The organism is Alcanivorax sp. HI0083, assembly GCF_001635175.1.
In genome coordinates, this window is sequence record NZ_LWFX01001188.1 from 1 (window position 1) to 1,979 (window position 1,979).

General features: G+C 49.5%; 2 protein-coding genes. Both read left to right on the forward strand.

Annotation, left to right across the window (positions count from 1 at the left end; genetic code table 11):
• Window positions 1–351 precede the first annotated feature (351 nt).
• Window positions 352–1,161, forward strand: coding sequence for a C39 family peptidase (locus A3754_RS17160; protein WP_063518592.1), 810 nt, complete (start codon window positions 352–354; stop codon window positions 1,159–1,161).
• A gap of 43 nt (window positions 1,162–1,204) precedes the next feature.
• Window positions 1,205–1,979 (forward strand): hypothetical protein (locus A3754_RS17165; RefSeq protein ID WP_063520674.1); only part of this gene is annotated, 775 nt, incomplete at its 3' end.

Genomic DNA, 1,979 nt, shown 5'->3' on the forward strand with positions numbered 1-1,979 from the left:
CCCAGAAAATTTACACCGATTCAGTTGGCCGCTGGAGGCATTACGCTCCATGGCTGGAGCCTGTATTGCCACAATTCAAAGCGACTGCTGAGCGTTATGGGTATGACCTTTCCGTGTAGCCTAATGTGAGTTGCCAATGGGGAAGGGTGTGTGGTCGCAGTCTTTATGTCCCTGAGCGGGTTGTAACCCATTGATTTTATAAGTTGCGATGGTGGCGAGCACTTGGAATGACCGCTAAGCTCGCGTCTTTGCTTCTTCGGCGAATTAACATGGTTGCCTGTGCTGGGTGACGTGGTTAACATGTCTGACCATATTGGACACAAACAATAACAATAATGCTGGATGCCATAGATGCTGACTTCCATGCTGGGTGTGGCGCTGATATTTTTTGCAGCCAATGAGTCTGTTGTGATCGAACCCCCCAAGAAAGGGGAGGTCTACTACGAACACCCGACGACACCAGTGCCATTACGTGAACGGGATATCGTGGTTAAACCGGTATCTGAGTTCCGTTATCACAATGTTACGCGCCAGGCGTATGACTATTCCTGTGGCTCTGCAGCCCTTACGACGGTGCTTAATCAGTATCTTGGACGCCAGTTCCAGGAGCGCCAGATCATGGAAGGGCTGTTGCGATTTGGTGAAACGGATAAGATTGTCGAGCGCCGAGGATTTTCCCTTCTTGATATGAAGCGTCTGGCGACAGCACTGGGCCACCCTAGTGGGGGGTTTAGAGCCGAAATGTCAGATATTAAGACGCTGGATCACCCCGCTATTGTTCCGATCGCTTATGGTGGGTTTAAGCATTTCGTTGTGCTTAAGAAGTATCAGAATGGCCATGTCTATGTTGCCGATCCTGCTTTGGGGAATATCAGTTTCAGTGAGACAAAGTTTCAGGAAGTCTGGGATCAAAACGTACTCTTTATCGTGTTCCCGAACGGTTTTGAGCCTCAGGATGGGCTCCAGTTAACGGATTATGATCTGCGCCTGATGGATGAACGAACCATTAACCGTTGGGCATTCGAAGTGTTTCCAGTGTTTACTGCGCCAATAGAAAACTGGGCAGACAAGGCCAGTACTCTCGAGAGAGTGCAGATCACAGAAGACGACGGTAGCAAACGCGTAATTAACGTGCCGACGCGAACCTACTTCCACAAATAAAGCCTGCAGTGGCTAATAACAACCAGAACAAAGGAAGGCTTGCATGAAAATGATGTCTGGGAAGGTTGCAGCAACTGCTGCTTTCATGTTGTTGCAGCATGTTGCCTGGGCGGCAGATAGCGTGGAAGAAGCACGTGATGCCTTGCAGACCCAAGAAGATGATGTCACGCAGGAAAAAAACCTGGAAGAGGTGTTCCAGGCAGCGGAAAAACAATACTCGCTTTTGCCAAGTGGCCAGATGTCGCTCAATTTCTCTGCCAATTACAATTATTATCGTGATGATCGTATTGATATCGCGATTGATGAAAATTCAGGCAGCATTAGCCGGTTCCGGGTCGAGCAGGATGCACAGCACGCTTTTTCGTCGTCTCTTTCCCTTGATTACGGTATCTGGAATAACCTGACGTTTAACACGCGCCTGCCTGTCTCCTATAAATACGATACCCAGAAAGATGTCTCTCAAGCGGCGCTGGGCGATGTTTCATTCAGCTTGCGTTATCAGCCCTTTCCGGTAAAACCAGGCGCAATGAATACCACTTTGTATACCACGTTGAGTACGCCAACAGGGGATAGCCCCTACGACATTAATACGCGTGAAGAGGTGTCGAGTGGCTCGGGGTATTACTCTTTGGGTGCTGGCGTCAGCGCGAGTAAAGTTATTGATCCAGTCGTGCTTTTCGGCTCTGTAGGGTACACCTACGCGTTTGACGCCACCGGGTTGAATCAGCTGCGAGGAAACCAGATTCTGCGCGAAGTGCAGCCGGGCGATAGCCTGAATTTCTCCATGGGCTTTTCGTATGCGCTTTCATATGAGGTGT

What these genes read in the sequence shown, in the direction of transcription:
- A3754_RS17160 (WP_063518592.1), top strand. Translation starts at nt 352, where the DNA reads ATGCTGACTTCCATGCTGGGTGTGGCGCTGATATTTTTTGCAGCCAAT.